Annotated in this window: 25 protein-coding genes; 4 read left to right on the top strand and 21 right to left on the bottom strand. The window is 43.0% G+C overall.

The genetic code is table 11. The features are described 5' to 3' along the window. The first annotated feature begins 14 nt into the window (after positions 1-14). On the top strand, positions 15-1,553 hold the full coding sequence (locus RBI_RS05775; protein WP_038671680.1) for an alpha-amylase family glycosyl hydrolase: 1,539 nt from the start codon (positions 15-17) through the stop codon (positions 1,551-1,553). 80 nt (positions 1,554-1,633) lie between these two features. Here RBI_RS05775 and RBI_RS05770 read toward each other — a convergent pair whose 3' ends face one another. Beyond that, a complete protein-coding gene (locus RBI_RS05770; protein ID WP_038671678.1) occupies positions 1,634-2,416 on the bottom strand; it encodes a helix-turn-helix transcriptional regulator in 783 nt (260 codons plus the stop codon). A 120-nt stretch (positions 2,417-2,536) separates the two neighbouring features. Next, positions 2,537-3,415 (bottom strand): fibronectin type III domain-containing protein, encoded by an 879-nt coding sequence (locus RBI_RS05765; protein ID WP_038671676.1) that lies wholly within the window; start codon positions 3,413-3,415, stop codon positions 2,537-2,539. Positions 3,416-3,839: 424 nt separating this feature from the next. Here RBI_RS05765 and RBI_RS05760 point away from each other — a divergent pair, with 424 nt between their 5' ends. Then, positions 3,840-4,760, top strand: a complete 921-nt coding sequence (locus tag RBI_RS05760) for a S1 RNA-binding domain-containing protein (protein WP_022286716.1) — start codon at positions 3,840-3,842, stop codon at positions 4,758-4,760. Between the two features lie 274 nt (positions 4,761-5,034). Here RBI_RS05760 and RBI_RS05755 read toward each other — a convergent pair whose 3' ends face one another. From RBI_RS05755 to RBI_RS05695, 12 genes are all read right to left on the bottom strand, one after another. Next, the gene (locus RBI_RS05755; RefSeq protein ID WP_038671674.1) at positions 5,035-6,972 is read right to left on the bottom strand and encodes a fructose-bisphosphatase class III; all 1,938 of its coding nucleotides are present in this window, start codon (positions 6,970-6,972) and stop codon (positions 5,035-5,037) included. A 101-nt stretch (positions 6,973-7,073) separates the two neighbouring features. Further along, on the bottom strand, positions 7,074-7,340 hold the full coding sequence (locus RBI_RS05750) for an HPr family phosphocarrier protein (RefSeq protein ID WP_038671672.1): 267 nt from the start codon (positions 7,338-7,340) through the stop codon (positions 7,074-7,076). A gap of 205 nt (positions 7,341-7,545) precedes the next feature. Next, positions 7,546-8,445 (bottom strand): 1-phosphofructokinase, encoded by a 900-nt coding sequence (gene pfkB, locus RBI_RS05745; RefSeq protein WP_038671669.1) that lies wholly within the window; start codon positions 8,443-8,445, stop codon positions 7,546-7,548. A gap of 66 nt (positions 8,446-8,511) precedes the next feature. Further along, the gene (locus RBI_RS05740; RefSeq protein WP_038671667.1) at positions 8,512-9,192 is read right to left on the bottom strand and encodes a YoaK family protein; all 681 of its coding nucleotides are present in this window, start codon (positions 9,190-9,192) and stop codon (positions 8,512-8,514) included. Beyond that, on the bottom strand, positions 9,189-10,124 hold the full coding sequence (gene metA / locus RBI_RS05735; RefSeq protein WP_038671664.1) for a homoserine O-acetyltransferase MetA: 936 nt from the start codon (positions 10,122-10,124) through the stop codon (positions 9,189-9,191). The genes RBI_RS05740 and metA overlap by 4 nt, the downstream gene beginning before the upstream one ends. A 156-nt stretch (positions 10,125-10,280) precedes the next feature. After that, positions 10,281-11,528: a serine hydroxymethyltransferase gene (glyA, locus tag RBI_RS05730; RefSeq protein WP_022286707.1), complete on the bottom strand. Its 1,248-nt coding sequence runs from the start codon at positions 11,526-11,528 to the stop codon at positions 10,281-10,283. A 209-nt stretch (positions 11,529-11,737) separates the two neighbouring features. Further along, positions 11,738-13,000, bottom strand: coding sequence for a replication-associated recombination protein A (locus tag RBI_RS05720; protein WP_038671660.1), 1,263 nt, complete (start codon positions 12,998-13,000; stop codon positions 11,738-11,740). A 23-nt stretch (positions 13,001-13,023) separates the two neighbouring features. Continuing rightward, entirely contained in the window at positions 13,024-13,314 is a 291-nt protein-coding gene (locus tag RBI_RS05715; RefSeq protein ID WP_022286705.1) for a hypothetical protein, read from the bottom strand. A gap of 424 nt (positions 13,315-13,738) precedes the next feature. Continuing rightward, entirely contained in the window at positions 13,739-15,001 is a 1,263-nt protein-coding gene (gene clpX, locus RBI_RS05710) for an ATP-dependent Clp protease ATP-binding subunit ClpX (protein ID WP_022286704.1), read from the bottom strand. A 14-nt stretch (positions 15,002-15,015) separates the two neighbouring features. Continuing rightward, positions 15,016-15,606, bottom strand: coding sequence for an ATP-dependent Clp endopeptidase proteolytic subunit ClpP (clpP, locus tag RBI_RS05705; protein ID WP_022286703.1), 591 nt, complete (start codon positions 15,604-15,606; stop codon positions 15,016-15,018). A gap of 63 nt (positions 15,607-15,669) precedes the next feature. Next, entirely contained in the window at positions 15,670-16,950 is a 1,281-nt protein-coding gene (gene tig, locus RBI_RS05700) for a trigger factor (RefSeq protein ID WP_038671658.1), read from the bottom strand. 72 nt (positions 16,951-17,022) lie between these two features. Then, positions 17,023-17,733, bottom strand: a complete 711-nt coding sequence (locus RBI_RS05695) for a metallophosphoesterase (RefSeq protein WP_022286701.1) — start codon at positions 17,731-17,733, stop codon at positions 17,023-17,025. A gap of 96 nt (positions 17,734-17,829) precedes the next feature. Between RBI_RS05695 and RBI_RS14550 the strand changes: the two genes are divergently transcribed. Beyond that, on the top strand, positions 17,830-17,994 hold the full coding sequence (locus RBI_RS14550; protein WP_022286700.1) for a DUF1540 domain-containing protein: 165 nt from the start codon (positions 17,830-17,832) through the stop codon (positions 17,992-17,994). Positions 17,995-18,066: 72 nt separating this feature from the next. Here RBI_RS14550 and thrC read toward each other — a convergent pair whose 3' ends face one another. The 6 genes from thrC to lepB (RBI_RS05665) all read right to left on the bottom strand — a co-directional run bounded on the left by thrC (position 18,067) and on the right by lepB (RBI_RS05665) (position 22,810). Further along, positions 18,067-19,557, bottom strand: a complete 1,491-nt coding sequence (gene thrC / locus RBI_RS05690) for a threonine synthase (RefSeq protein WP_038671656.1) — start codon at positions 19,555-19,557, stop codon at positions 18,067-18,069. A gap of 148 nt (positions 19,558-19,705) precedes the next feature. Further along, positions 19,706-20,098: a YraN family protein gene (locus tag RBI_RS05685; RefSeq protein ID WP_038671654.1), complete on the bottom strand. Its 393-nt coding sequence runs from the start codon at positions 20,096-20,098 to the stop codon at positions 19,706-19,708. Then, a complete protein-coding gene (locus tag RBI_RS05680; RefSeq protein WP_038671652.1) occupies positions 20,076-20,690 on the bottom strand; it encodes a ribonuclease HII in 615 nt (204 codons plus the stop codon). Before RBI_RS05680 ends, RBI_RS05685 begins: the two co-directional genes overlap by 23 nt. A gap of 1 nt (position 20,691) precedes the next feature. Then, positions 20,692-21,588, bottom strand: coding sequence for a ribosome biogenesis GTPase YlqF (gene ylqF / locus RBI_RS05675; protein WP_022286696.1), 897 nt, complete (start codon positions 21,586-21,588; stop codon positions 20,692-20,694). 20 nt (positions 21,589-21,608) lie between these two features. Beyond that, positions 21,609-22,178, bottom strand: a complete 570-nt coding sequence (gene lepB, locus RBI_RS05670; RefSeq protein WP_051706516.1) for a signal peptidase I — start codon at positions 22,176-22,178, stop codon at positions 21,609-21,611. Then, positions 22,175-22,810, bottom strand: coding sequence for a signal peptidase I (lepB, locus tag RBI_RS05665; protein WP_051706514.1), 636 nt, complete (start codon positions 22,808-22,810; stop codon positions 22,175-22,177). The genes lepB (RBI_RS05670) and lepB (RBI_RS05665) overlap by 4 nt, the downstream gene beginning before the upstream one ends. Before the next feature lie 233 nt (positions 22,811-23,043). On the opposite strand from lepB (RBI_RS05665), the gene RBI_RS05660 reads away from it, so the two are divergent. Beyond that, positions 23,044-23,976 (top strand): IS481 family transposase, encoded by a 933-nt coding sequence (locus tag RBI_RS05660; RefSeq protein ID WP_038671142.1) that lies wholly within the window; start codon positions 23,044-23,046, stop codon positions 23,974-23,976. 37 nt (positions 23,977-24,013) lie between these two features. Here RBI_RS05660 and RBI_RS15090 read toward each other — a convergent pair whose 3' ends face one another. After that, positions 24,014-24,892 (bottom strand): DUF6291 domain-containing protein, encoded by an 879-nt coding sequence (locus tag RBI_RS15090; RefSeq protein WP_051706512.1) that lies wholly within the window; start codon positions 24,890-24,892, stop codon positions 24,014-24,016. Positions 24,893-25,124: the final 232 nt, after the last annotated feature.

The raw sequence follows: 25,124 nt of genomic DNA, 5'->3' as shown, positions 1-25,124 counted from the left end.
CAGGAGGAATTATCATGACAAAGCAACCGAAGTGGCTTGACAACGCAGTTTTCTACGAGATCTATCCACAATCGTTCAATGACACAAACTCAGACGGTATCGGTGATATCAAGGGTATTACAGAAAAACTTGACTATATCTGCGAGCTGGGGTGTAACGCTATTTGGATAAACCCATGCTTCAAATCACCTTTTGGCGATGCAGGCTATGACGTTGAGGACTATTACACAGTCGCACCACGTTATGGCACTAACGAGGACCTGGTGGAGCTTTTTAACGAGGCTCACAAGCGTGGTATGCACGTCCTTCTCGACCTTGTACCTGGTCATACTGCCGTTACTCACAAATGGTTTAAGGAATCAATGAAAGCCGAGAGGAACGAGTTCACAGACCGCTATGTGTGGACAGACAGCATATGGGTAGAGCCTGACGGCATGGCTAGTATCCGTGGTATCTCCGACAGGGACGGATCTTGTGCCGTGAATTTCTTCTCACATCAGCCTGCACTTAACTACGGCTATTATAAGCCTGATCCTGATAAAAAGTGGCAGCAGTCTATGAATGACGAGGGTCCGAGAGCCACACTTGAGGCTCTCAAGGATATAATGCGCTTCTGGCTCAGTGCCGGTGCAGACGGATTCAGAGTGGATATGGCAGGCTCTCTTGTAAAGAATGACGAGAACGGCAAAGGCACTATCGCACTTTGGCAAAACGTAAGAGAATTTCTTAATAAGGAGTTCCCATATGCCGCTATGGTATCAGAGTGGGGAGAACCTGACAAGTCAATAATCGGCGGTTTCCATATGGACTTTCTGTTGCACTTTGGTCCGTCACATTATAATGACCTTTTCCGCTGTGAAGAGCCTTATTTCTCTAAGCGTGGCAAGGGTTCGGCTAAAGAATTTGTTGAAGCATACAAAACCAATTATGCCAAGACAGACGGCAAGGGTCTTATCTGTATCCCGTCAGGCAACCACGATATGGACAGACTTGCAAGAACCCTTGATACAGACGAAATGCGTGTTGCATTTGCTTTCCTGCTCACAATGCCGGGCGCACCGTTTATCTACTATGGTGACGAAATAGGCATGAGATATGTGGAGAATCTGACATCAGTTGAGGGTGGCTATGGCAGAACCGGCTCACGTTCGCCTATGCAGTGGAACAAGGGGCTTAATGCAGGCTTCTCATCAGCTAAGGCTGAAATGCTCTATGTACCACTGGACAGCAGTAAAGACAGACCTGACGCTGAAAGCCAATCCAAGGACAGCACATCACTTAGAAGCGAAGTCAAAGGGCTTATAAGCTTCAGGCAGAAAAATCCTGCACTGCAAAGCAGGGGCGAGATAGAGTTTTTGTCAAGCGGATATCCTCTGGTATACAGACGTAAGGGCGAGGGACAGAGCATAATGGCGGTCATAAATCCAAAAGACGAAACGACAGAGATCGAAAACGTCAATGGCAAGATAATTTATACAGTAGGTCATGGCGCAAGCCTTGAAAACGGAAAGCTCATTATTAAAGGCTCGGCCGCTGTATTTGTTGAAGAATAAAATAACATAAAAGAGGTCAAGGACACATTTCACATTCCTTGACCTCTTTTGTTATGCCGTCTAAAGTTTATCCGCCGTTGTCAGAGCATACTCCGAAACTCCGTTGGAGTTTTTCCAAAGTGCATTTTAAACCGCTTCATAAAACCATATTCATTAGTATAACCGCACCTCTCAGCCACTTCCCTTACGCTGAGATTTGTCGTTGCAAGAAGCTGACTGGCTCTTTCCATTCGTGCGCTTATAACGTCTGTCATGACGCTCACTCCAAACATTTTCTTATACATATGCTGAAAACTTGACCTGCTTATGCCCATATCCCATGCCATGCTGCCTACGTCTGCGATGTCCTCAGGCATTGCGTATATGTATGCTCTGAGCTGCATAAAGCGGCTGTTCCTGTCAGTAATAATACAGGACTTTTTGTCTGTACACTTTAGCTGTCTTGCAAGCTTTAACAAAAAGATCTCCATATAGCACCGTGTTACTTCCTCATGCCCCTCTTTCATGAGCTGATACTCATATGCTACCGAGCGTATTATCTGACTAAGCTCATCGATATTTCCAAGGTATACCAGTGCATCTTTAGGAACATCAAGACTTTCAAATTTTTCCTTATCGCCCTTCTCATAATTGAAATAAAGCCAATCATCGGTATAAAACTCTTCTGCGGCATGGTATTTCACAGGGGTATCCGGTGAAAGCAGGATAAAAGAATTTTTCTCTGCCCTATGCTCGATTCCATTTATGACGAACACCGACGGTTCTTTTATGAGCAATATAAGAGGACTACCCACCCCTTGAGGGCAATCCATAATAAAATCTTTTCTATGGCGATAATTATAGCCGACCGCACCCACAAGCATTCTGATTCCTCCCTGCTTTTATCAACTTTATTTTACCACACCGCTACATTCTTGTCAACGAAAAAAGAGCAGACGCTTTGTTCTGCTCTTCTTTCACATAATTCTATAATAGTATTACAATTATCCCCAATAGGTTCTCCAAACATTGAAATAACCCCAAGGAATTTTAAACGAGTAGGCTATCTTACTGCTGTTTGTCTTGTAGCTTCTGTTGCACCAGAAGTAAACATTATAGTCATTAGCAATACCGTTAAGGTGAGTTTTGCCATATACTGCACCAAAAACAGCCTGCTTTACTCTTCTGGAAACGTTTGAATAATTTGCTCCGTCCCTTGAAAGCTGTGCAGATGACATAAATCCGCCGCTCTTATAAATGATATCCTGAACATTGTTATATCTTGCATAGTAGGATCTCCACATTGCATTCTTTGTGTACTTTGCGGCAACATACTGGTTTGCAACACAATCTGCAACATAAACGATAGGCTTATCCCACTCTGAACCTGACATCTTGCCGACCTCATGATAAACTATACGGCACATTGCTTCCCAGCCTGCCTTATTGAAGTCCATTCTTGCTGTCTTTATTGTCTGTGTCTTTGAGTAAGCAGAAGCGGCAGAGCCATTTACAGCCTTTACTCTGAACTGATATGAAGTCGTTCTCTGAAGACCTGTAACAGTGCAGTTCGTGTTCTTGACTGTCTTGTATTTCTTCCAACTCTTATATTTGCCACCCTTGATGTATAGCTCATAGTTTGAAGCACCTTTTACCTTGCTCCAATGCACCTTGATAGTGTTTGTCTGCTTGTTATACGGATGAGTGAACTCACTTCCATAGTTAATCTGAGCTGTCATCTTAGGAGTCGAAAGCTTTGCCGCAGCAGCATCGGCACTAAATCCCTCTGTCATTACCAAAAATGTCATAAGTGCTGCAATAAACATCACTATAACTTTCAGTGACTTATTCTTTGCTGAAATAAAACTTGCTGAATGATCCATTAATAATACGGCTTTACAACGCATACACGCTGCATTGCCAATTCACACCCTTTCTTTTAATTAGCGGCGGTCATGTCTGTGCCGCTATTTAATTTTATTACGGTCGATTAAAATTATGTATCAATCTGTAACGATAACGGTTAAGAAAGTTACAAACTGATTACAAATTACTACACTATTGTAACACGCACAATTACATTTGTCAAGCTTTTTTATAGTTTTTTTTATTTTTGTTTATAATTTGAAGCAAAGAATATAAAAATTGTACTAATATTTCAGCACATTGAATATTAATTTACTGTATCAGCAAGAGTTCACGCACAATTATCACAAATAAAATATGTGCAGAATATGAACAAAATCAATGGATCAACCACAGAGATCCTGCTGTTTTAAAAAAATCTGTGGGGAAAGAGGCAAAATAATGAAAAAATATTTACCTGAGGGCAAGATCTTCAATAGCCCTGAAAACCGATATTATCTTCAAAGCGAACGAACAATGGCTGAGGCAATGGCTCAGGGATTGATACTGGAGGGTCATGCTGTGCTTTGTGACAGCGAACACAACATAATAGTAGAGCTTCCCTTTGGCAAAGGAATAATCCCAAGATCAGAGGGAGCAATCGGAATACAAGAAGGCAAAACAAAAGACATAGCATTACTTTCTAGGGTAAACAAAACGGTATGCTTCAAGGTGACAGATATTGTTCACGAAAAGGGCGAGGTCATATGCAGGTTGTCAAGGCGTCTTGCACAAGAAGAGTGCATTGAACGATATATAAGTACCCTCACATCAGGGGACGTTATACCGGCAAAGGTAACACACCTTGAGCCTTTCGGGTGCTTTGTTGACATAGGCTGTGGTCTTCCATCACTTATACCAATAGACGCCATATCCGTCTCACGCATCACCCACCCCAACGACAGATTTTTCAACGGTCAGGACATATATGCTGTGGTAAAAAGCTGTGACGAGGACAGGATATGCCTTTCTCACAAGGAACTTTTAGGCACATGGGAAGAAAATGCAGCATTGTTCTCCACAGGAGAAACTGTAGGTGGGATAGTACGCTCCATTGAACCATACGGTATTTTTATAGAGCTTGCTCCGAACCTTGCAGGACTTGCTGAACCAAGAGAAAATGTGCGTGTGGGGCAGGCAGCAAGTGTTTACATAAAAGCTCTTATCCCCGAAAAAATGAAAGTCAAGCTCATTATCGTAGACGTATTTGAAAACAGCGTTTTTCCCTCAAAGATAAACTATTTCATCACCAGCGGCAGGCTCACAAAATGGGTCTATTCCACCAATGAATGTTACAAAAATATATGCTCTGAATTCGTGTGATAAACGTACATATTTTTGTACTTGTAATTTATTTGTACTATAATTTGTACTTGTTTTCACAGCAAAACAAAAAATAAAAAAGGCATCGGCTTCCAATTGAAGCCAGTGCCTTTTAACTTGTTAGAATCATTAAGAGGATATCACCATAGCTCATTTGGGTATTTAAGTCCCCATTCTTTTCTAAGCTTTGCCATTTCGTTTGCGATAACGCCACAGCCGATAACAGCCCAGTTCAGTTCTCCCTTTTCCATGTGTTAAGCTCCTTTCAGAACATCTAAAATACCTTATAACCTTCTTTGATATCTCCAGAGCGATAAGCGTCCAACAGGTCACGGAGATCGTTTATCTGCAAAAGCAGTTCCCTTCCCTTGTCGGTATCTGAAATGTTTGCCCGGCGGTCAAGTCTTTCCACCATATGTATCTCAGGAGTATGCTCACTCTCTCCTGCAATAAACGGCTTATGCTCCGCAAGATTAAGGCTGTGGGAATCATAAATAAGAGTGTAGCCTGCGATACCGGTGGCTTTTTGATAAGCCTTTGAGATACCACCGTCAATAACGAACAGCCGGCCGTCTGCCTTGACAGGGCTTTCACCATTTTTTATCTTTACAGGTACATGACCGTTTATGATATGTCCACGCTGTGGGTCAAGCCCAAACATTTCAAGTATCTTTCCGCATATCTCAGGCTTCTCTGAGAAGTGATAATAGGCATTATAATTTTCCTTGTGAAGCTTTTTATCTTCAAGGAAATATCGCTCAAAAAACGCCATTTTGTCCTTGCCATAAAGAGGCGAACGTGCGCCGCTCCACAGATACCACAAATGGTCTGCACAGTTGCTTTTCTCCTCACAAGGCTGTAAGAAATATGCCTTGTTGGCTATTTCGTCAAGCTTATCTAGCATTGCCTTACCCGAATACTGCTCTCCTGCTATACTTAAGCTCAGAAGCTTTCCATTTTCATCAAGAGGGATACAGCCGTGGAAAAGCAAATTGCCGTTTATGGTCTTATACATTGAGCCTTTTGAATATAAAAAACGCATATGTGTGTTGAGCCTGTCGCTGTGCATAAACGAGTTTGCAAGAATCGTCATAAGCTCATTTTCGCCTTCGGTAAGCGCAAGAGGATCGACAGGATCAACTGTAGGAAAATTGCCGTCAAGAAGCTTATGAGTTTGCCCGTCTATTGTTATAGTGCCATTTGCGAAGTCCACCTTGCTGAAAAGGTCACGGTGAGATAGTTTCCATTCAGGGTGCCGCCTGATAAGCTGCCCCTCTAGCTTTAGCTGTATAACTGTGATAGCCTTGTGCATTTTTGCCACAAGCTTTGCATCAACAGGGTCATAGATATTATCATCAAGTGTCTGTGGCATGAAAATTTCGCACTCATCGTTTTTATATGTTTCTCCTGCAAAGACCGCCAGCGCACGAAGATTTAATCCATAGCCGTCCTCGAGAACGTCAAAGTTATTGTATCGCATGGAGATACGGATAACATTTGCAATAAGAGCAAGATTACCTGAAGCCGCACCCATCCACGAAATGTCATGGTTGCCCCACTGTATATCGACATCGTGCATTTTCATAAGCTCGTCCATAATAATATCTGCTCTTGGACCACGGTCATATATATCTCCGATAATATGCAGCTTGTCGATTGCAAGAGATTGTATAAGCTCACAAAGGGACTTTATAAAGCGGTCTGCGATTCCAGTGTCAAGAATTGTGGTGATTATCTCATCATAGTAATATTCCTTTACCACATCATCAGTGACATTAAGCAGCTCGTCAAGTATATAGACCATATCCTTTGGTATGCTCTTTCGCACTCTAGAACGTGTATACTTTGCCGACACCGCCTCGCAAACAAGTATCAGACGATAGATAGTAAGTCTGCGCCACTCGTCTGAAAGCCCGTTTTTATCACGCAAACGCTTTAGCTGCTTGTCGGGATAATAGATAAGATAGGCAAGGGCTTCACGCTCTGCCGAGGAAACTGCTTTTCCTAAGGTCAGGTCTATCTTGTTTTTTATCATGCCCGATGCGCTTTTTAGCATATGCAAAAAGGCTTCATACTCCCCGTGGATATCGCTGAAAAAGTATTCCGTACCCTTTGGCATACTGCGTATTGCAGATAGATTTACTATCTCGCTGGCGGCACTGTCTATAGTAGGAAATTTTTGTGCAAGTAGTAAAAGATATTTTTTGTCCATATGTATTTCTCTCTTTTGGATTTTTTACAACGTCATATTACTCAGAAAGACCGCAGTTTACGCTACGGTCTTGTCTGAATTTTTTTGGAAGATATAAGGAATTATTCGCCGAAACCGTCCTCAAACATTTTAACGAACTCGTCAAGCACAGCCTGCTCGTTTTCGCCTGTTACGATTATCTCTACCTCAGTGTCCTTCTTGATACCTGCTGCCATTATCTGCATAACAGCCTTAGCCTTGATGTCCTTGCCGTTTGCTTTCATCATGATCTCGCACTCAGGATGCTCCTTAGCAGCCTTTGCAACGATACCTGCCGGACGCATATGAAGTCCCTCTGCATTTACTACTTTTACGACCTTTGATACCATAATAGATCTCTCCTTTTCTGAAACTTAATTTATTTATGATTGTTAACATTATTATATTATATTTTCTTATATTTGTAAAGACTATTCTGTAACTTTCCTAAGGAAACCTGCAAGCAATGCGCCAAGAAAGCCTAATGGAACATTTCCGCCAGAAGCAGTAAAAGTTGCACCTGAAACTGCCATTGCTCCGCGTCCCTATATTTTTTCAGAGAGTTTCAAGAAGCTCTGCGATTTTTTCTTTTTGAGCAAGCCCATCAGAAAAAGCAGTCGCACCGCCAGCGGCTGTGCCAAGTTTAAGAGCATATTCATAATCGCCATGCAATATACCAGCGGTAAAGCCTGCCACCATTGAATCGCCTGCACCAACGGAATTTTTCACCTTACCATTACATACTCCACAGCGATGTATTTCACCGTTTTCGTCAATAAGCATTGCGCCGTCCCCTGCCATTGAGATAAGCACGTTCACAGCACCCATTTCTTTAAGCTTACGTGCGTATTTTTCTATCTCCTCATCATTAGTGAGTGTCACTCCGAACATCTCGCCAAGCTCGTGGTTGTTAGGCTTGATAAGGAAAGGTTTATATTTAAGCACATTGAGAAGCAGGTCTTTTGTTGCGTCCACTACTGTTCTGATATTCTTGTGCGCGAGCCTTTCCAGTATCTTCTCATAGATATCAGAAGGCAGCGAGGCAGGTATGCTTCCTGCGAGTATAAGCGTATCTCCGTCCTGAAGCTTATCAAGCTTTGCAAAAAGCTTATTCACAGCCTCATCATCTATATCAGGACCCTGACCGTTCAGTTCTGTTTCCTCAGCAGATTTTATTTTCACATTTATACGGGAATTACCGTTTTTGAGATGAACAAAATCTGTATCAATTCCCATTTCCGCTAATCCGTTCTCGATAGCTTCACCTGTGAAGCCTGCAGTGAAGCCAAGTGCCTTTGACTGAATGTCCAGCTCTCTAAGAACTACAGAAACATTTATACCCTTGCCACCGAAATACATCTCTTCCCTATCTGAGCGGTTGGTAGACCCAAGCTTCATTTCCCCTGTATGAACAACATAGTCGATAGCAGGATTGAATGTTACAGTATATACCATTTTACATTACCTCCTTGATATTTGCTTTTGTAAGATATTTTTTGTCTTGAAGCTTGTGGGTGATCGTCACTTACCTTCTGCTAATTTATCGTCGTCGCTTCTTAAAATGCAGAGTGCGATAACAAGACCTGTCAAAGCAACAAACACCGCTTTAGTTTCAAGCAATTCTGTGACAAATGCACCCAATGCCGCTCCACCGATAAAGCAAAGGATTATGCCATAATACTGCATTGCATTACCAAGCTTTTGCTTATCCTTAGTTTTCAAATACTGAAACAGATTATCCGTACCGCTTCTAAGATTGCCAGTACACATCGTGGTAGCGAAAGGCTTTCCGTCCATTTTCCTAAAACCCTCCACCTGCATTGCACAGGTAAAAGAAACTAGGATATTCGCCAATGTGTTAAGCGTACCAGCAGGGATAAATCCCACAATAGTCAGCACCACAAGCTCCACACCGATTATGATCCTATGCCAATGTATCCTCGGGTGTTCATTGAATTTAAGCTTCACAGCTTCCACTATCAGCACGCCAAGCATAAAGGACAGTATAGGCATGAGATAAAGAAAGACCTTCAGCCAGCTTCCCTCTTTGATATTGATAGCCAACAACACCATGTTACCTGTCTGTGCATTTGCAAAAACGTGGTCACGACTGATGTAGGTATAAGCATCAAGATAGCCACCCACTATTGCGAGCATTACTCCAACACCGTAAAACTCAGCTATATGTCTTCCGTTCTTCATTGTGCAGTCCCCAGTGGCTCAAGTTCGTTAAGATCATATGGCGTTTTCTGATAAATGCAGTAGTTGAGCCAGTTTGAATAAAGCAGATTAGCCGAACAGCTCCAATTGAAAATAGGCTTATTTTCTGGATCATCGTCAGGGAAATAGCTATATGGTATCTGTATAGGCAACCCCTTTTCCTTATCTCTGAAATACTCTTTTGCAATGGTCTCACGATCATATTCCCAGTGACCGAACAGAAAAAACTGTCTTTGTGTCCTATCTGAAACAAGATGCACACCCGCCTCGTTTGACACTGCCACCACTATAAGGTCGTCCACCTTTTCAATATCTTCACGACGCACCTCAGTATGGCGTGAGTGCGGACAATGGAAAACATCTCCAAAGCCTTTAAGAATAATGCTTTCGGGATAGTCGATATGGTGCTTGAAATTGCCAAACATCTTCTCTTTCAAAGGATATTTGGGAACACCATAATGGTAATAAAGCCCAGCCTGAGCGCCCCAGCATATGTGGATAGTTGAGAAAACATTGGTCTTTGACCATTCAAAAACTCTGCAAAGCTCGTCCCAGTAATCAACGTCTTCATACTCCATTTGCTCAACAGGCGCACCAGTGATTATAAGACCATCATAACGATTATCACAAACCTCGTCAAAGTTCTTGTAGAAAGCGAGCATATGCTCCAAAGAGGTGTTTTTTGACATATGACTGCTCATCTGAATAAGGTCGATGTCAACATGAAGAGGTGTGTTGCTCAAAAGACGCAGAAGCTGCGTTTCTGTCGCAATTTTGTCAGGCATGAGATTAACGATAGCGATCTTCAAGGCACGAATGTCCTGATGAGCGGCTCTGTCATCGGGAATAACGAATATATTCTCATTTTCCAACGTTTGGAACGCAGGAAGGTCATTTGGTATTTTAATTGGCAAAGTATATCCCACCTTTTAATTATACTCTAAAAGATTATTATAACACGATCTCTGTTAAAAATCAACCAAAAGAGAGATTTATTCATATATTATTGAGAAAAAGGGAGCGACCTAAGCCGCTCCCTATGTGTATCAACAGTATATAAATCCGTACAATTATTCGTAAAGTGGATATTTCTTGCAGATAGCGTTTACCTTTTCTCTGATCTCATCAGCCTTATTGTCAAAGTCTGTTGCTGTGAGATACATACACTCTGCAATAACGTCCATATCCTCCTCAACAAGTCCCCTTGTGGTAACTGCCGCTGTACCAACTCTTACACCGCTGGTTACAAATGGCTTCTCAGGGTCGTTAGGGATAGCATTTTTGTTTACAGTGATGTAAACCTCGTCAAGCTTTTTCTCAAACTCTTTGCCCGTGATGTGGAATGGTCTGAGGTCAACAAGCATAAGATGATTGTCTGTGCCACCTGATACAAGATTGAATCCTCTGTCAAGAAGTCCCTTTGCAAGAGCCTGTGCATTCTTTACGATCTGCTCACCGTATGCCTTGAACTCAGGCTTTAGAGCCTCGCCAAAGCAAACTGCCTTTGCAGCGATAACGTGCATAAGAGGACCGCCCTGTGTGCCTGGGAAAATAGCAGAATTTATCTTCTTAGCTATATACTCGTTGTTTGTGAGTATAAGTCCTCCTCTTGGTCCTCTCAGAGTTTTATGTGTTGTTGTTGTAACAATGTCAGCATATGGTACTGGTGACTGATGACAGCCTGCAGCAACAAGTCCTGCAATATGTGCCATATCTACCATAAGATATGCACCGACAGCCTTTGCTATCTCAGAAAGCTTCTCAAAGTCGATAGCTCTTGGATAAGCACTTGCACCGGCAACAATAAGTCTAGGTCTGCACTTGTTAGCCTGCTTATAAAGAGCCTCGTAGTCGATATAACCCTCGTCATTTACGCCGTAAGGAACGAAATTAAAATACTTACCTGAAAGGTTTACAGGTGAGCCATGTGTAAGGTGTCCGCCAGCGTCAAGGCTCATACCCATAACAGTGTCGCCTGGCTTAAGAAGAGCAAAATAAACAGCAGTGTTAGCCTGAGCGCCAGAATGTGGCTGAACGTTAGCATACTTAGCACCGAAAAGCTTGCAGGCTCTTTCAACAGCTATATCCTCCACAACGTCAACGCACTGACAGCCGCCATAATATCTCTTACCAGAATATCCCTCAGCATACTTATTAGTAAGCACAGAACCCATTGCAGCCATAACGGCAGGTGAAACGATATTTTCGCTTGCGATAAGCTCAAGATTTCTTCTCTGTCTTGCCAGCTCAGCTTCCATTGCTTCGCCGACTTCTTTATCGACATTTTCAACAAAGCCGATAGTATCCATTATTTTCATCGAAATTACTCCCATCATAAAATTTTACGGACATTCCGTTCTCTTTTATTATAACGTATTTTTCTTTTCATGTCAACGAAAATTTTTTTGTAGTGAGGAATGAGGAGTGAGGAGTGAGGAATTAAGGTATCGCCTGCGGCGATTAATTTTTGTGGAGAATAGGTTTTACTGCCGCAAAATTGCTTCGCTCTTTTCGTTTTTTCCATTTCTCACTTCTTTATCTTCTCCCAATAGGCTTTCGCCATTTGCTCCGTCTTATTCTCACCATACTGATAATAAGTCCTCCCCACAAGCTTATCAGGCAGATACTGCTGTTTCACCCAATGGTTTGGATAGTCATGGGGATAAAGATAGTGCTGTCCTTTCACTTTTGCGCCCTCGCCGTCAAAATGCTTATTCTGCAAATGCCGTGGATAATCTCCAAAATCACCATTTCTCACATCTGCTAAAGCTGCGTCTATTGCTGATTCAGCAGAATTTGATTTTGGAGCAGTGGCAAGAAGAACCACAGCTTCCGCCAATGGTATCCTTGCTTCAGGCAGTCCCAACTGCAATGCCGAATCAACGCAGGATTTCGTCACTACCGCCGCCATAGGATACGCAAGTCCTATATCCTCGCTTGCGATAACAAGCAGCCGTCTGCACAGAGAAATGATATCCCCCGCTTCCATAAGCCGTGCGGCATAATGAAGTGCGGCGTTCTCGTCAGAACCTCTTATTGACTTCTGCAAAGCCGACAGAATATCATAATGCTCATCGCCTGCACGGTCATAGCGCATATTGCTACGCTGAGTTAGAAGCTTCACATTATCAAGGTTCACGGTGAGCTTTTCACCGTCATTATCTGCCGAAAGTATGCAAAGCTCCACTGTATTTATTGACTTTCTCACATCACCGCCACAGCCCCTTGCGATATGCTCCAACACACCATTTTCAAGACGCAGTTTCAACCCCAACTCATCAGCCATAAGCTGAAAAGCACGCTTTATTGCAGGCAAGATTTCCTCCGAAGTCAGCGGCTTGAACTCAAACACAGTTGAACGGCTAATTATAGCATTGTACACATAAAAATACGGATTTTCAGTGGTAGAAGCGATAAGAGTTATCTTGCCGTTTTCAATGTATTCAAGAAGCGATTGCTGTTGTTTTTTGTTAAGATACTGTATCTCGTCAAGATAAAGCAAGATACCATTAATGCCGCTGAGTGTCTCAGTTTCAGCAACTATCTGCTTGATATCAGCAATAGAAGCACTTGTGCCGTTAAGCTTATGCATAGTCATATTAGCATTATTTGCTATCATTCTTGCGACCGTAGTTTTGCCAACACCTGACGGACCATAAAAAATCATATTCGGTATTTTACCGCTTTCGATAATACGCCTGAGAGGTTTATTTTCGCCTAACAGGTGGGTCTGTCCCACAATATCATCAAGGGTTTTGGGTCTAATTCGTTCAGCCAAAGGCACACTCATTTTATGATCTCCTTAAAATGCAATTAGTCTAAAATGTTCTGAATATCCTCTAAATGAAGCTGATAAGCCATGCTGTTTATCTTTTTAAGCAGGTAGGTTTTTGCAACAAGAACAGCTTCCTGATATTTGGTGTTTTCCATACCAAGGCAAATGCGATAAATAATGAATTGATTAGAGGAGATTTTCATGATAATGTGATTATTGCCCTCGAAAGTACCACGGCAAATGGAGTTGGAGTTGACAAAGTTCCAAAGGTCGGAGTAAGTGAGAGCAGTGACTTCATCAGTAATAAACTGTTGGATAAGTTCATTCATATGGATACCCCCTATAGTGTATTTTCTTTAGTATAGCACATATTTCCGCATAATTCAAGGGAAAATGCGGTCAAAGTGGGGAGTGTCGCCCGTTAGCTTCATGAACTCGTATCGTAAACAACAAAATGTAGGGGACGGCGCCCCCGACGTCCCGATATCAAAGTGTCGAATTTTTTTGATTGTGACAAATTTATGCAAGCGACCGAAACGGGTGAACAATGCTCGTCCCTACCACAAATTGTGCGTTTTCTCAAAGTTTGTGCAATAAATTACAAGATGTAACGTCCAAAAAGCGGGCTGTCGAGGGCGCCAGCCCCTACATGGTTTGTTAAACAAATAAATAATGTGCGGATAACGCAGATATGCAACAAAAAAAGAGGCAGAATACTCCGCCTCTCATTTATCTGTACAAAGATTTGTACTATTATTTTTTTCTGGCCGAGCTTACCGCACGAGTTATCTCAGGCTCTGCTTCGCCACGAACACATTCAGCCGTAATCTTTATGCCAACTATCTCATCATCAGATGGAGCTTCAAACATGAGCTTTGTGAGTATCTTCTCAACTATCGCCCTAAGTCCTCTTGCTCCTGTCTTTTCTTCAATAGTCCTCTTGGCTATCTCTCGCTTTGCGTCCTCTGTGATCTCAAAATCGATGTTGTCAAGCTTGAAAAGCTTCGTGTATTGCTTGATAAGCGAGTTCTTTGGCTCTGTCAAGATCCTGCAAAGTGCGTCCTCGTCAAGCTCGTCAAGAACCGTGATAACAGGAAGTCTGCCCACAAGCTCTGGTACGATACCGAACTTAACAAGATCGTGTGGTACTACCCTCTTCATCACATTGTTATCATCCTCCTTGCTCTTGACCTTTCCGCCAAAACCAAGTGATGATGACTCTGTACGCTTCTTGATAACACTGTCAAGTCCCTCAAAAGCTCCGCCACAGATAAACAAAATATTCTTCGTATCTATCTGTATGAACTCCTGATGTGGGTGCTTTCTGCCACCCTGTGGAGGCACATTGGACACACAGCCCTCTACTATCTTAAGAAGTGCCTGCTGTACGCCCTCACCGCTTACATCTCTTGTGATAGAAACGTTCTCCGATTTTCTTGATATCTTATCTATCTCGTCGATATAAATAATACCGTTCTGAGCCGCTTCAACATTATAATCTGCCGCCTGAATAAGCCTTGTAAGCACGTTTTCAACATCATCGCCTACATAGCCTGCCTCTGTGAGCGTAGTAGCGTCAGCAATAGCAAAAGGCACGTTCAGAAGCCTTGCCAAAGTCTGTGCAAGCAAAGTCTTTCCTGTTCCTGTTGGTCCAAGAAGCAAAACGTTACTTTTCTGTATCTCTACGTCATCATCGTCATTGAGTGACAAAATTCTCTTGTAATGATTGTATACCGCAACAGAAAGCGCTATCTTTGCTTCCTCCTGCCCGATAACATACTCGTCAAGAACTGCCTTTATCTCCGCAGGCTTCTTAAGGGTTATGCCGCTGTCAGCTGCATTTTTACCCTTGCCGCGCTGCTTCGTTGTAGGAAGTCCCTCCTGCTCAGCCAGAACATTATAGCAATAAAGTACACACTCGTCACAAATGTGGCTCGTGCCTGCTGAAAAAAGTGTTCTAACCTTGTCCTCAGGCTTGCCGCAGAACGAGCATTTTCTTATTGTATCATTAGCCATTTATTTCACCGAACCTATCTGTTAGTTATTACCTTGTCGATAAGACCGTATTCAAGAGCCTCCTGAGCTGTCATATAATTGTCACGCTCAGTGTCGATGTTGATCTGCTCGATAGGCTTGCCTGTGTTCTGGGCAAGTATCCTGTTGAGCTTCTCTCTGGTCTTTACCATGTGGTCAGAATGTATCTTGATATCTGTACACTGACCAGAAATTCCGCCGCCTGCGATAAGAGGCTGATGAATGAGTATCTCACTGTTTGGCAGAGCAAATCTCTTACCCTTTGTGCCGCTTGAAAGCAGGAATGAACCCATTGAAGCAGCCATACCCATGCATATAGTTGACACGTCACACTTGATATACTGGATAGTATCATAGATAGCCATGCCGGCAGTGATAACTCCTCCAGGGCTGTTTATATAAAGGTCGATATCCTTTTCAGGATCCTGTCCCTCAAGATAAAGCAGCTGTGCCACTACTACGCTTGCCACTGCGTCGTCTATCTGGTCGCAGAGCATGATTATTCTGTCATTGAGCAGGCGGGAATAAATGTCATAGCTTCTCTCGCCTCTGCTTGTCTGTTCCACTACATAAGGTACCAATGCCATAAAATTGCCTCCTTAATCTATTTTCGCCCGCATAAGGTCATGCGGGCGAAAGCATAAATTATCTTACTTTATAACTGCTGCGTCCTTGATAAGGTCAACAGCCTTGCCAACTGCAATATCCTTCTTAAGGTCGTCATCATGGATAAACTGCTTGATCTGGTCAACGTCAAGCTTGTAAGCCTCAGCAAGCTTATCAAACTCAGCCTTGAGCTCGTCCTCAGTTACCTCGATATTCTCAAGCTTTGCGATCTTTTCAAGTGCAAGTCTGAGCTTGACCTGCTTCTCAGCCTGCTCAGCATATGCCTTCTTTACAGTGTCGATAGTCTGACCTGTATACTGCATATAGAGATCAAGTGAGATGCCCTGTGGTGCAAGTCTCTGCTCCAGCTCGCTTATCATCTCGTTTACTCTGTTGTCAAACATAACCTGTGGGATCTCAGCTGTCATGTTCTCGATGACCTTATCGAATATCTTAGCCTCTACCTCAGAATCAGCGTGCTTCTCGTTAGCTTCCTCAAGCTTCTTCTTAACGTCAGCCTTGTATTCGTCAACTGTATCGAACTCTGTTGAATCCTTTACCATATCATCGTCCAGCTCAGGCATAACCTTCTTTGATATGCTCTTGAGCTTGATCTTGAATACAGCAGGTGCGCCTGCAAGTTCCTTTACCTGATACTCATCAGGGAATGTTACGTTGATGTCGAAATCCTCACCGGCGTTGTGACCAACGATCTGATCCTCAAAGCCAGGAATGAACTGACCGCTTCCAAGTGACAGTGTGAAGTCTTCTGCCTTACCACCCTCGAAAGCAACATCGTCCTTGAAGCCCTCGAAGTCGATAACAACGTCGTCACCGTTCTCAGCAGCTCTGTCGTCAACTGTCTCAACAGTTACATTCTTCTCTCTGAGAGCGTCAAGCTGCTTGTTGATATCCTCATCAGTTACAGGATTGACAACTTTTTCAACTTCTATACCCTTATAGTCCTTAACTTCAACCTCAGGCTTTGTGATGCAAGTTGCCTTGAGCTTTACACCGTTTTCCTTGCTGATCTCAGTTACCTCTACCTCTGGGCGAGTAACAAGTTCCAGACCGGACTCTTCAACTGCGCCGTTTACAACAGGAGCGTACAGAAGATTTACAGCGTCCTCAAAAAACACCTGCTCGCCGTATTCCTTTTCGATAAGCTTTCTAGGAGCCTTACCCTTACGGAAGCCAGGCATAGCGATATTCTTTCTTGCTTTAAGATAAGCTTTCTCTATTGCAGCCTCAAAATCCTCAGCAGAGATCTCGATCTCAAGCTCGTACTTATTGGTTTCAACATTGTTTGTAGCTTTTAAACTCATTTATTATTCCTCCATTATATAAATGTATCTTATACATTATAGCACAAATATATTGTCATTTCCAGCATTTTTTTATAAATTGTCACTTTGCACAATTTTCGTTATGTCCAATGGGTCAAAATGCAAGAAATCACTAGCTATAAGCCGATATTCCACTCCGTCACGAGTGCCGTTTATTGCATAAGCGTGGGCTCTTCCGTGAAGGTGTCCGTAAAAACACTTTTTTATGCCGTATTTATGAAGCACTTCAAGCATATCATAATTGCAGCTATTGCCGAAAAGCGGCGGATAATGCAAAAACACCACAGGCTCTAAGCCTGCCTTTTGTGCAGACTCGATAGAGAGTGCAAGTCTGCCTGCTTCCCTTGCCAGAACCTTCTGATCTGCAGGTTCACCATTATCGCTTATCCAGCCTCTCGTTCCGCATATGCCGTAGCCATCATAACTGTAATGATTATTATGCAGGATATTTATGGTATCAAAACCGTTTTCTGCGAAAAATTTATCCATTTTGTTCTTGGTGTTCCACCAATAATCATGATTGCCCTTGGATATTATTTTTCTGCCGTTGAGCTTATTTATGAACTCGAAGTCTTTTTTCGACTGCTCAAAATTCATTCCCCACGAGATATCACCCGGTATCACCACAGTGTCCTCTGGACGAACTTTGTTCTGCCAGTTTGTTTCAAGCTTTGTCACATAGTCAGACCAGCCGCCGAATATATCCATTGGTTTATCTGTACCCAGCGACAAATGCAAGTCGGCAATGGCAAATAGGCTCACGGTTTTTCCTCCATTCCAGAAACTTCATGTATTATCCCGACCACTCATGCACATACTACTTTTGCAGCAAAAAGCTGCAGAAGGAGCGATGTACAAATGGAGAAGGATAGAATTTACGGTATCCACTGCAACGTAGACAACTGCGTTTACAACAGCAACAACTGCGAATGTACCGCAGGCAAGATCAATGTAGGCTGTACCTGCACCGACCCTAACTGCTGTGACGAAACAGAGTGCAAGACATTCAAGGCAAGAGGCTAATTCCCCTCGCCATGGTCAGTGGACATACGCTGTGCGCTGACCTCCGCCCGACAATAGTCGGACGGGTACATATCAAATACCCAGAGCTGAGTAGATGTAGTCCTTCATATCAGCCTTGTCGATTACCTTTGTGAATCTTACTTCCTTATCCTTAAGTGCAGCAAGTGAAGCAGGAACAGGTATCTTTGAAACCTCGGCAAGCTCGTCAACAAGACCAAACTCGTCAGCGTTTGTATCCTTACCGATAGCTGCAAGAACTGAGCCTGAGAACTTATATGGGCTTGCTGTTGAAGCGATAACAGTCTTTGTCTTGTCGCCTGTAGCAGCCGCATAGTCCTTGTACACCTTCACTGCAACGGCTGTGTGAGTGTCGCAGGTGTATGAATACTCGTCATAGATCTCCTTGATGCAAGCCTTTGTCTGCTCATCGTCGCAGCAGCCTGCATAGAACTCGTCAGCGATAGCCTTCTTCACTTCGTCTGTTACCTCATATCTGCCAGTCTTGGAAAGGCTGCCGAACCACTCTCTTATCTGAGCGTCATCAGAGCCGCTAAGGTGATAGAGAAGTCTTTCAAGGTTAGAGGAAATAAGGATATCCATAGAAGGTGAGATAGTTGTATGGAACGGACGATTTCTGTCATAAACGCCAGTCTTGATAAAGTCTGTGAGGACGTTATTTGCGTTTGAAGCACAGATAAGCTTATTAACAGGAATGCCCATATGCTTTGCATAGTAGCCTGCGAGGATATTACCGAAGTTGCCTGTTGGAACAACAATATTTATCTTGTCGCCAAGCTCGATCTCGCCATCAGCAACAAGCTGAGCGTATGTAGATACATAGTAGATTATCTGTGGTGCAAGTCTGCCCCAGTTGATAGAGTTTGCAGAGGAGAACATCATGCCGTTCTCAGCAAGCTTGTCGGCAGTTTCCTTGCTTGTGAAGATAGTCTTAACACCTGTCTGAGCGTCGTCAAAGTTACCCTTGATAGCGCAAACGCCGACGTTGCCGCCCTCCTGAGTTGTCATCTGCTTTTTCTGCATAGCTGAAACGCCGTCCTCTGGATAGAACACGAGTATCTCTGTACCCTCAACGTCCTTGAAGCCCTCGAGAGCAGCCTTGCCAGTGTCGCCTGATGTAGCAACGAGGATAACTACCTTCTTGTCAACGCCAAGCTTCTTGATAGAAGTTGTGAGCAGATATGGAAGTATCTGGAGAGCCATATCCTTAAATGCACAAGTTGGACCATGCCACAGTTCAAGCATATAAGTGCCGTCAAAAAGGTGAGCAAGCTCTGCAATATTGTCTGTGTCGAAATTCTTTGTGTTGTAAGCACCCTCTACACAGTAGCGTATCTCAGCCTCTGTGAAATCTGTGAGGTACTTTGAAAAAACGAAAAATGCTCTCTCAGCGTAGCTTTTTTCGCCAAGAGCCTTGATATCATCAAGTGTTATGGCAGGTATCTCAGACGGAACGAAAAGACCGCCGTCCTCAGAAATGCCCTGTGCTATCGCCTGTGCAGACGAAACCTTTACTTCGCTGTTTCTTGTACTTTTGTAAAACATAAACAACAACCCTTCTTGTTTTAGATGTCCGACAGGTGTCGGCTATTTACAGACCATTTGTTCAGATAACGTCTAACATTCCACGTCACGGGCGAACAGTGTTCGCCCCTACAGACACAGTTCGTTCGGCATATCCGACCCATGGTCTTTATTTCATACTTGCATCAAAAGCGTTCACATAATATCTCAGCTTTTTGACTCTGCCGTTCTCCAGCTCCACCGCCGCAACATCGAACCGACAGCACACAGGCTCTAACATCCCCTTACAAAAAGCCTGTGCTGTCTGAACGATACGCCGCTGCTTGACCGGATCAACAGCCTCTTCAGCGGAGGTAAGAGAGCCATGCTCCCTAGTTTTGACCTCCACGAAGGCTATGATATCCGCTTTCTCTGCGATTATATCTATTTCACCGCCTCTGACGGTAAAATTCCTCTTTATTATCTCATACCCGTGTCTTACAAGAAAGCCGCAAACTGCGTCCTCCCCGATATTGCCCGCCTTTCGGCGCTGGGTATGGTCAATGCCCATTTTTCTTTGCATAATACTTTTTGAGAAAACTCATTCTATGTATCCCGCATGGTCCATACTGGTCTATCATCTGATAGTGGAGCTTTGTGCCATAGCCCTTATGCTTCTCAAACCGATACTCAGGATATTGTTCAGCCATTTGCTCCATATACCTGTCCCTTGCGACCTTTGCAAGAATTGAAGCCGCCGCCACTGCCTGACTTTTGGCATCTCCCTTTACCACCGCTATGGCAGGACACTCAAGCCCCTCAGGGGTCTTGTTCCCGTCGATAAGGCAGACATCAGGCTTTGTGTCCATATCCTCCACCGCTCTTTTCATTGCAAGCATTGCGGCGTTAAGTATATTTATATCCTCTATCTCTTCCACTGTTGCGGTCTGTATAGAAAAGTCAACTGCTTTTTCCATTATCTCATCAAAAAGCTCCTCACGCTTTTTCGCTGTAAGCTTTTTGCTGTCGTTTATCCCCTCTATAACTGTGTCCTTATCAAATATCACAGCCGCCGCAAACACATCTCCTGCAAGAGGACCTCTGCCAGCTTCATCGCAGCCGCACACCACGTTATAATCTTTTCTTATCTCGTTGTCAAACTCGCTGAGCGTCATATCAATACCCCTTCGGCTTTTCAAGAGTAAGTCTGCCGAGAGTACCATTTCTGAACTCGTCCATAACTGTAATGGCTGCCCTTTCGGTATTTATCTCTCCGCCAGAAACTAAAAAGCCACGCTTTCTGCCTATTCTTTCAAGAAGCTCAAAGCCTACCACACAGCCGATAGTTTCCTCGTCAGCAGGCTCTATATCATCTGTTCTGATGCCATAACGTTTCTCGATAAGCTCAGGATAGTTCTCTTTCAAAAACTCAAGCAGACGACAGGCAAGATATTCCATGTCCATGATATCGTCCTTGACTGCACCTGTAAATGCGAGCCTTTCGCCAACAAGCTTATCCTCAAACTTAGGCCACAGCACACCAGGCATATCCAAAAGTTCAAAGCCCTCATCAAGCTTCACCCACTGTTTGCCTCTTGTAACACCGGGTCTGTCCTCAACTTTTGCAAGCCTTGACCCTGCAAGTCTGTTTATAAATGACGACTTGCCAACGTTTGGTATACCCACTATCATTATTCTTATAGGTCTGCCAGACATACCCTTGGCATTCCATTTCTCAATATCGTCCTTTAAAAGCTCTTTGAGCTTTCCATAAAACTTGCTTACGTTTTTGCCACTCCTACAATCTGTAGCAAGAGCTGTGATCCCCTGTTTTGCATAATAGTCGAGCCACATTGCCGTTACTTCCGGATCGGCTGAATCAGCCTTGTTGAGAAGCACAAGCCTTGGCTTTGAGCCTACGATACGCTTCATTTCAGGGTTTCTGCTTGAAAACGGGATACGAGCGTCAGTTATTTCCACCACTGCGTCCACAAGCTTTAGATTTGACGCCATTATGCGGCGTGTTTTTGCCATATGTCCAGGAAACCACTGAACGTGAGATACTTCGCTCATATCTTCCTCCTTACTCTAACTCAATCTACCTTACCAACGCCCTCATCATTGCCTGCCGCAAATCGAAACAGAACTCTGCCGACTATCTCGTCATATGGCACATATCCTATTACACGGCTGTCTGTGGAATGATTTCGGTTGTCGCCCATTACAAAGCAACATCCCGCAGGCACTTCATATTCATAAACTTCACTTTCTTTATTATAGTATCTTTCATCAAAATACTCGTCATCAAAGCTGCCGTCGCACTTAATATAGCTCTCATCAAGCACTGCTCCGTTGACCTTGACTATAGCCGACTTGTTGTCTATCTCGACCTTTTGCCCTTCTACGGCAATGATACGTTTGATTATCCTATTGTCAAGAACAGACGAGTTGACCACAACTATATCCCCCTGCTTTGGCGTATAAAGCAGTTTTGATATAACAAGAGAATCATTTTCAAAAAGAGTGTCCTGCATTGACTGTCCTTGTACATTCACTGTTCTAAACACAAAAGTAAAAACAAGCACGACCACGAACATTGCCATGACTATGATCTCAAGAAAGTCGAACAGATTATCAACAGCTCTTTTACCCTGCTTTTTCAACTTACCTTACCAAAGCTGTCAAATGGATAAAGCCTTAAAACTGCCTTACCAAGCACGTCAGACGGGTCGATAAAGCCTATCCTTCTGCTGTCTGTGGAATTATTTCTGTTATCACCCATGACGAACAGCTTGCCCTCAGGCACGTCATACTCAAAAACATTTTCTTCCACTTCATATTCCTCATCAAAGAGATTAGTGTTATACATAGCTTCCCTGATATTGTCATTTGAAATGACCTTACCGTTGACGGTAACAGTGTTGTTATTATAATCAACGACAACCTTATCCCCACCGGTGCCGATAACACGCTTGATTATAGTTTTGCCAAGCTTTTCGCTGTTGATAACAACGATATCGCCCTTTTGCGGTGTATAATTTATGTGAGTGATTATAAGTCTATCCTGATCCTGCAAGGTCTCACGCATAGAAGGACCCTGAACAAGAACTATCCTGAAGAAAAAAGTAAATATCAGGATCACCATAAACATAGCGAACACAAAAGATTCAGCCCATTCAAAGACCTCGTCCATAACATTCACGGGCTGTTTTTCCTTTAGGTCGTCAGGGGCGGCTTTTTTAGCCTTGTCAATATCCTCCTGAGAAACGTCGCCGAATTTTTTATTATCGTCCATAAAAGCCTCGATCCTTTATCCAAAGGCGGCAAAAGCCGTCAAATACTCATATAGATTTATTATATCAAATTTCAAAACAAATTACAAGGGGGTGAGATAAATTTCTTTTTGATATTGTGTAGTGCTACAATAGATATTGGACAAAATTAAGAAAAAAGAAAAGAGAGATAGGCAAAAATCTGATAAAATAAAGTTACCACACAAATACAAATCAGAAAGGAAGCCTATCTCTCATGAATAGTATAACACAAGATATGAAGTTTCGTCAATCCTTAATGAATTACGCAAAGAAATATGGAGTGAGCCGAGCGAGCAGAAAATACAATAAATCACGTTCATATATATATTTCTGGCTGAAACGCTGGGACGGAAGTGTGGAGTCCCTTGCAGTTAAATCACGCCGACCGCATCATCATCCCAATGAGCATACCAAGGAAGAAATAGATCTTATCAAAAGGTATCACAAACGAAACCCAACGCTTGAGCTTCCCGAACTATGGCATCGTCTCAGAAAACAAGGGTATACACGCTGTCTTGAAAGTCTTTACAGGGTTATGAAAAAACTAGGAATGCTTCCGAAAAAGCCGAAGAAAGCGACGTATAAACCAAAGCCATACGAGCAGATGACATACCCCGGAGAGCGTATTCAGGTGGACGTAAAGGTAGTTCCGAGAAAGTGTATAGCTGACCCAGAGATGAAGCTGTACCAATACACGGCGATCGATGAGTATACCAGGATAAGATTTTTATACGGATATGAGGAGCAAAGCACCTATTCTTCAGCAGACTTTGTAAAAAGGCTGGTGAAATGGTACAAACGCAGAGGAATAACGGTGAAATGTATTCAGACCGACAATGGATTTGAATTTACTAATCGCTTTTCGCCAAGCAAAAGAGACAAGAAAACGCTGTTTGAGAATACGCTCTCACAACTTGGCATTGAACACAAACTCATTCGTCCATATACGCCCAGGCACAATGGCAAAGTAGAGCGCAGTCACCGAGAAGATCACAACAAATTCTATTCGTGCCATAGGTTTTATTCCTGCGACGACTTAAACGTGCAGCTAGCTGCACGTTTAAGTCGAACAAACAACCGTCCTATGCGTCCCCTCAAATGGTTTTCGCCTATCGAATTTCTTAATAATAGTGTCCAATATGATTGACAAACCTACAGTGAGATAAATTTCTTTTTGATATTGCCTAAAAAAACTTTGACAGATCAAAATTCATGGCAAAGTCATCATACCACGACAGATCGCAGCCTTGTCTTTCTTTGGGCTTTGCCGCAGTCTTTCTCTTTGAATCATTGTCAAGCCAGCCTGAGATTATGCGGTATGGGTCTGTGCAGTGCCTGCCCTTGGTAAACAGCCATTGAGATAATTTAGATATATAGCTCTCTAAAGACAGACCGACAGACCGACACCTGCTTTCAAGCTCGTTATACTGCTCTGATGTGAGCATTATATTTTTGTGTGTGCCGAAAGACCTGACGACAGACTTCGCTGTCCCTGCGTCTTTCTTTTTCTCTTTATCTATAGCTTTATCTTTATCTTTGTCTTTATCTTTATCTTTGTCTTTATCTATATCTTTATCTGTATCTTTGTCTTTATCTATATCTATATCTTTGTCTTTATCTATATCTATATCTTTATCAGCTTTTTTTGCTTTTTCTGAAAACCTTTTGGTTTGTGAAAAAGCTTTTGGTTTTTCTGCGGTATCATTTATACCCTGAGGTTTTTCTTCTGCATTATCTGCTGATGCAGCTGTCTGCTCAGCTTTTTCATCAGTATTCCCTGACTCATCATACTTTTTAGGTCTGCCGCCCTTTTTACCGCACTCGCTCCTTTGAGCACACATCTCTTCCCATGCCATGCCGTCACGCTCGATAGCGGCCCTCATCATAAGAAACGCTATCTTTGCTCCGCCTGACAGCTTTGGTGTTTCTCCCCTCTTTGCATAAGCAAACAGCGCCATGACAAGCTCGCCTATCTCTTCGCTGCTGTCAAGCGCCTGAAAAATGTCCTCCCAGTCTTTGTAAAGCATGAACGCTTTGTTGTCTGTGTGAAAATTCTTTGCCATTTTTATCGTCCTTTCTCTGTGAAGCAGAGGAAATTATCCCCCTCTACTTATCCAGAAAAAAGGGCGTTTTGTTGCATAAAAAATGCAACAATTGCAGAAATGTTGCCAAATTAAAATATAAATCATTTGTTTGCACAAATCGAATACCGACATTTTGTGCAATGTGACGGTGAAATGTCATGTGATTTTTCGGCAAGACAAACTATCCCAAATAATCTGTAGGGGCGAACAG

The sequence above is a fragment of the Ruminococcus bicirculans (ex Wegman et al. 2014) genome, from assembly GCF_000723465.1.
GTDB classification, from domain to species: domain Bacteria; phylum Bacillota; class Clostridia; order Oscillospirales; family Ruminococcaceae; genus Hominimerdicola; species Hominimerdicola aceti.
This window is presented reverse-complemented; position numbering and strand designations above follow the sequence as displayed.

What these genes read in the sequence shown, in the direction of transcription:
- thrC (WP_038671656.1), bottom strand. Translation starts at nt 19,557, where the DNA reads ATGTTTTACAAAAGTACAAGAAACAGCGAAGTAAAGGTTTCGTCTGCA.
- pfkB (WP_038671669.1), bottom strand. Translation starts at nt 8,445, where the DNA reads ATGGTATATACTGTAACATTCAATCCTGCTATCGACTATGTTGTTCAT.
- RBI_RS05750 (WP_038671672.1), bottom strand. Translation starts at nt 7,340, where the DNA reads ATGGTATCAAAGGTCGTAAAAGTAGTAAATGCAGAGGGACTTCATATG.
- RBI_RS14550 (WP_022286700.1), top strand. Translation starts at nt 17,830, where the DNA reads ATGGAGAAGGATAGAATTTACGGTATCCACTGCAACGTAGACAACTGC.
- RBI_RS05720 (WP_038671660.1), bottom strand. Translation starts at nt 13,000, where the DNA reads ATGAGTGTGCCTTTGGCTGAACGAATTAGACCCAAAACCCTTGATGAT.
- RBI_RS15090 (WP_051706512.1), bottom strand. Translation starts at nt 24,892, where the DNA reads ATGGCAAAGAATTTTCACACAGACAACAAAGCGTTCATGCTTTACAAA.
- ylqF (WP_022286696.1), bottom strand. Translation starts at nt 21,588, where the DNA reads ATGAGCGAAGTATCTCACGTTCAGTGGTTTCCTGGACATATGGCAAAA.
- RBI_RS05755 (WP_038671674.1), bottom strand. Translation starts at nt 6,972, where the DNA reads ATGGACAAAAAATATCTTTTACTACTTGCACAAAAATTTCCTACTATA.
- RBI_RS05765 (WP_038671676.1), bottom strand. Translation starts at nt 3,415, where the DNA reads ATGGATCATTCAGCAAGTTTTATTTCAGCAAAGAATAAGTCACTGAAA.
- glyA (WP_022286707.1), bottom strand. Translation starts at nt 11,528, where the DNA reads ATGAAAATAATGGATACTATCGGCTTTGTTGAAAATGTCGATAAAGAA.
- RBI_RS05770 (WP_038671678.1), bottom strand. Translation starts at nt 2,416, where the DNA reads ATGCTTGTGGGTGCGGTCGGCTATAATTATCGCCATAGAAAAGATTTT.
- RBI_RS05760 (WP_022286716.1), top strand. Translation starts at nt 3,840, where the DNA reads ATGAAAAAATATTTACCTGAGGGCAAGATCTTCAATAGCCCTGAAAAC.
- RBI_RS05740 (WP_038671667.1), bottom strand. Translation starts at nt 9,192, where the DNA reads ATGAAGAACGGAAGACATATAGCTGAGTTTTACGGTGTTGGAGTAATG.
- clpP (WP_022286703.1), bottom strand. Translation starts at nt 15,606, where the DNA reads ATGGCATTGGTACCTTATGTAGTGGAACAGACAAGCAGAGGCGAGAGA.
- RBI_RS05660 (WP_038671142.1), top strand. Translation starts at nt 23,044, where the DNA reads ATGAATAGTATAACACAAGATATGAAGTTTCGTCAATCCTTAATGAAT.
- tig (WP_038671658.1), bottom strand. Translation starts at nt 16,950, where the DNA reads ATGAGTTTAAAAGCTACAAACAATGTTGAAACCAATAAGTACGAGCTT.
- lepB (WP_051706514.1), bottom strand. Translation starts at nt 22,810, where the DNA reads ATGGACGATAATAAAAAATTCGGCGACGTTTCTCAGGAGGATATTGAC.
- RBI_RS05775 (WP_038671680.1), top strand. Translation starts at nt 15, where the DNA reads ATGACAAAGCAACCGAAGTGGCTTGACAACGCAGTTTTCTACGAGATC.
- RBI_RS05680 (WP_038671652.1), bottom strand. Translation starts at nt 20,690, where the DNA reads ATGACGCTCAGCGAGTTTGACAACGAGATAAGAAAAGATTATAACGTG.
- RBI_RS05685 (WP_038671654.1), bottom strand. Translation starts at nt 20,098, where the DNA reads ATGCAAAGAAAAATGGGCATTGACCATACCCAGCGCCGAAAGGCGGGC.
- RBI_RS05715 (WP_022286705.1), bottom strand. Translation starts at nt 13,314, where the DNA reads ATGAATGAACTTATCCAACAGTTTATTACTGATGAAGTCACTGCTCTC.
- clpX (WP_022286704.1), bottom strand. Translation starts at nt 15,001, where the DNA reads ATGGCTAATGATACAATAAGAAAATGCTCGTTCTGCGGCAAGCCTGAG.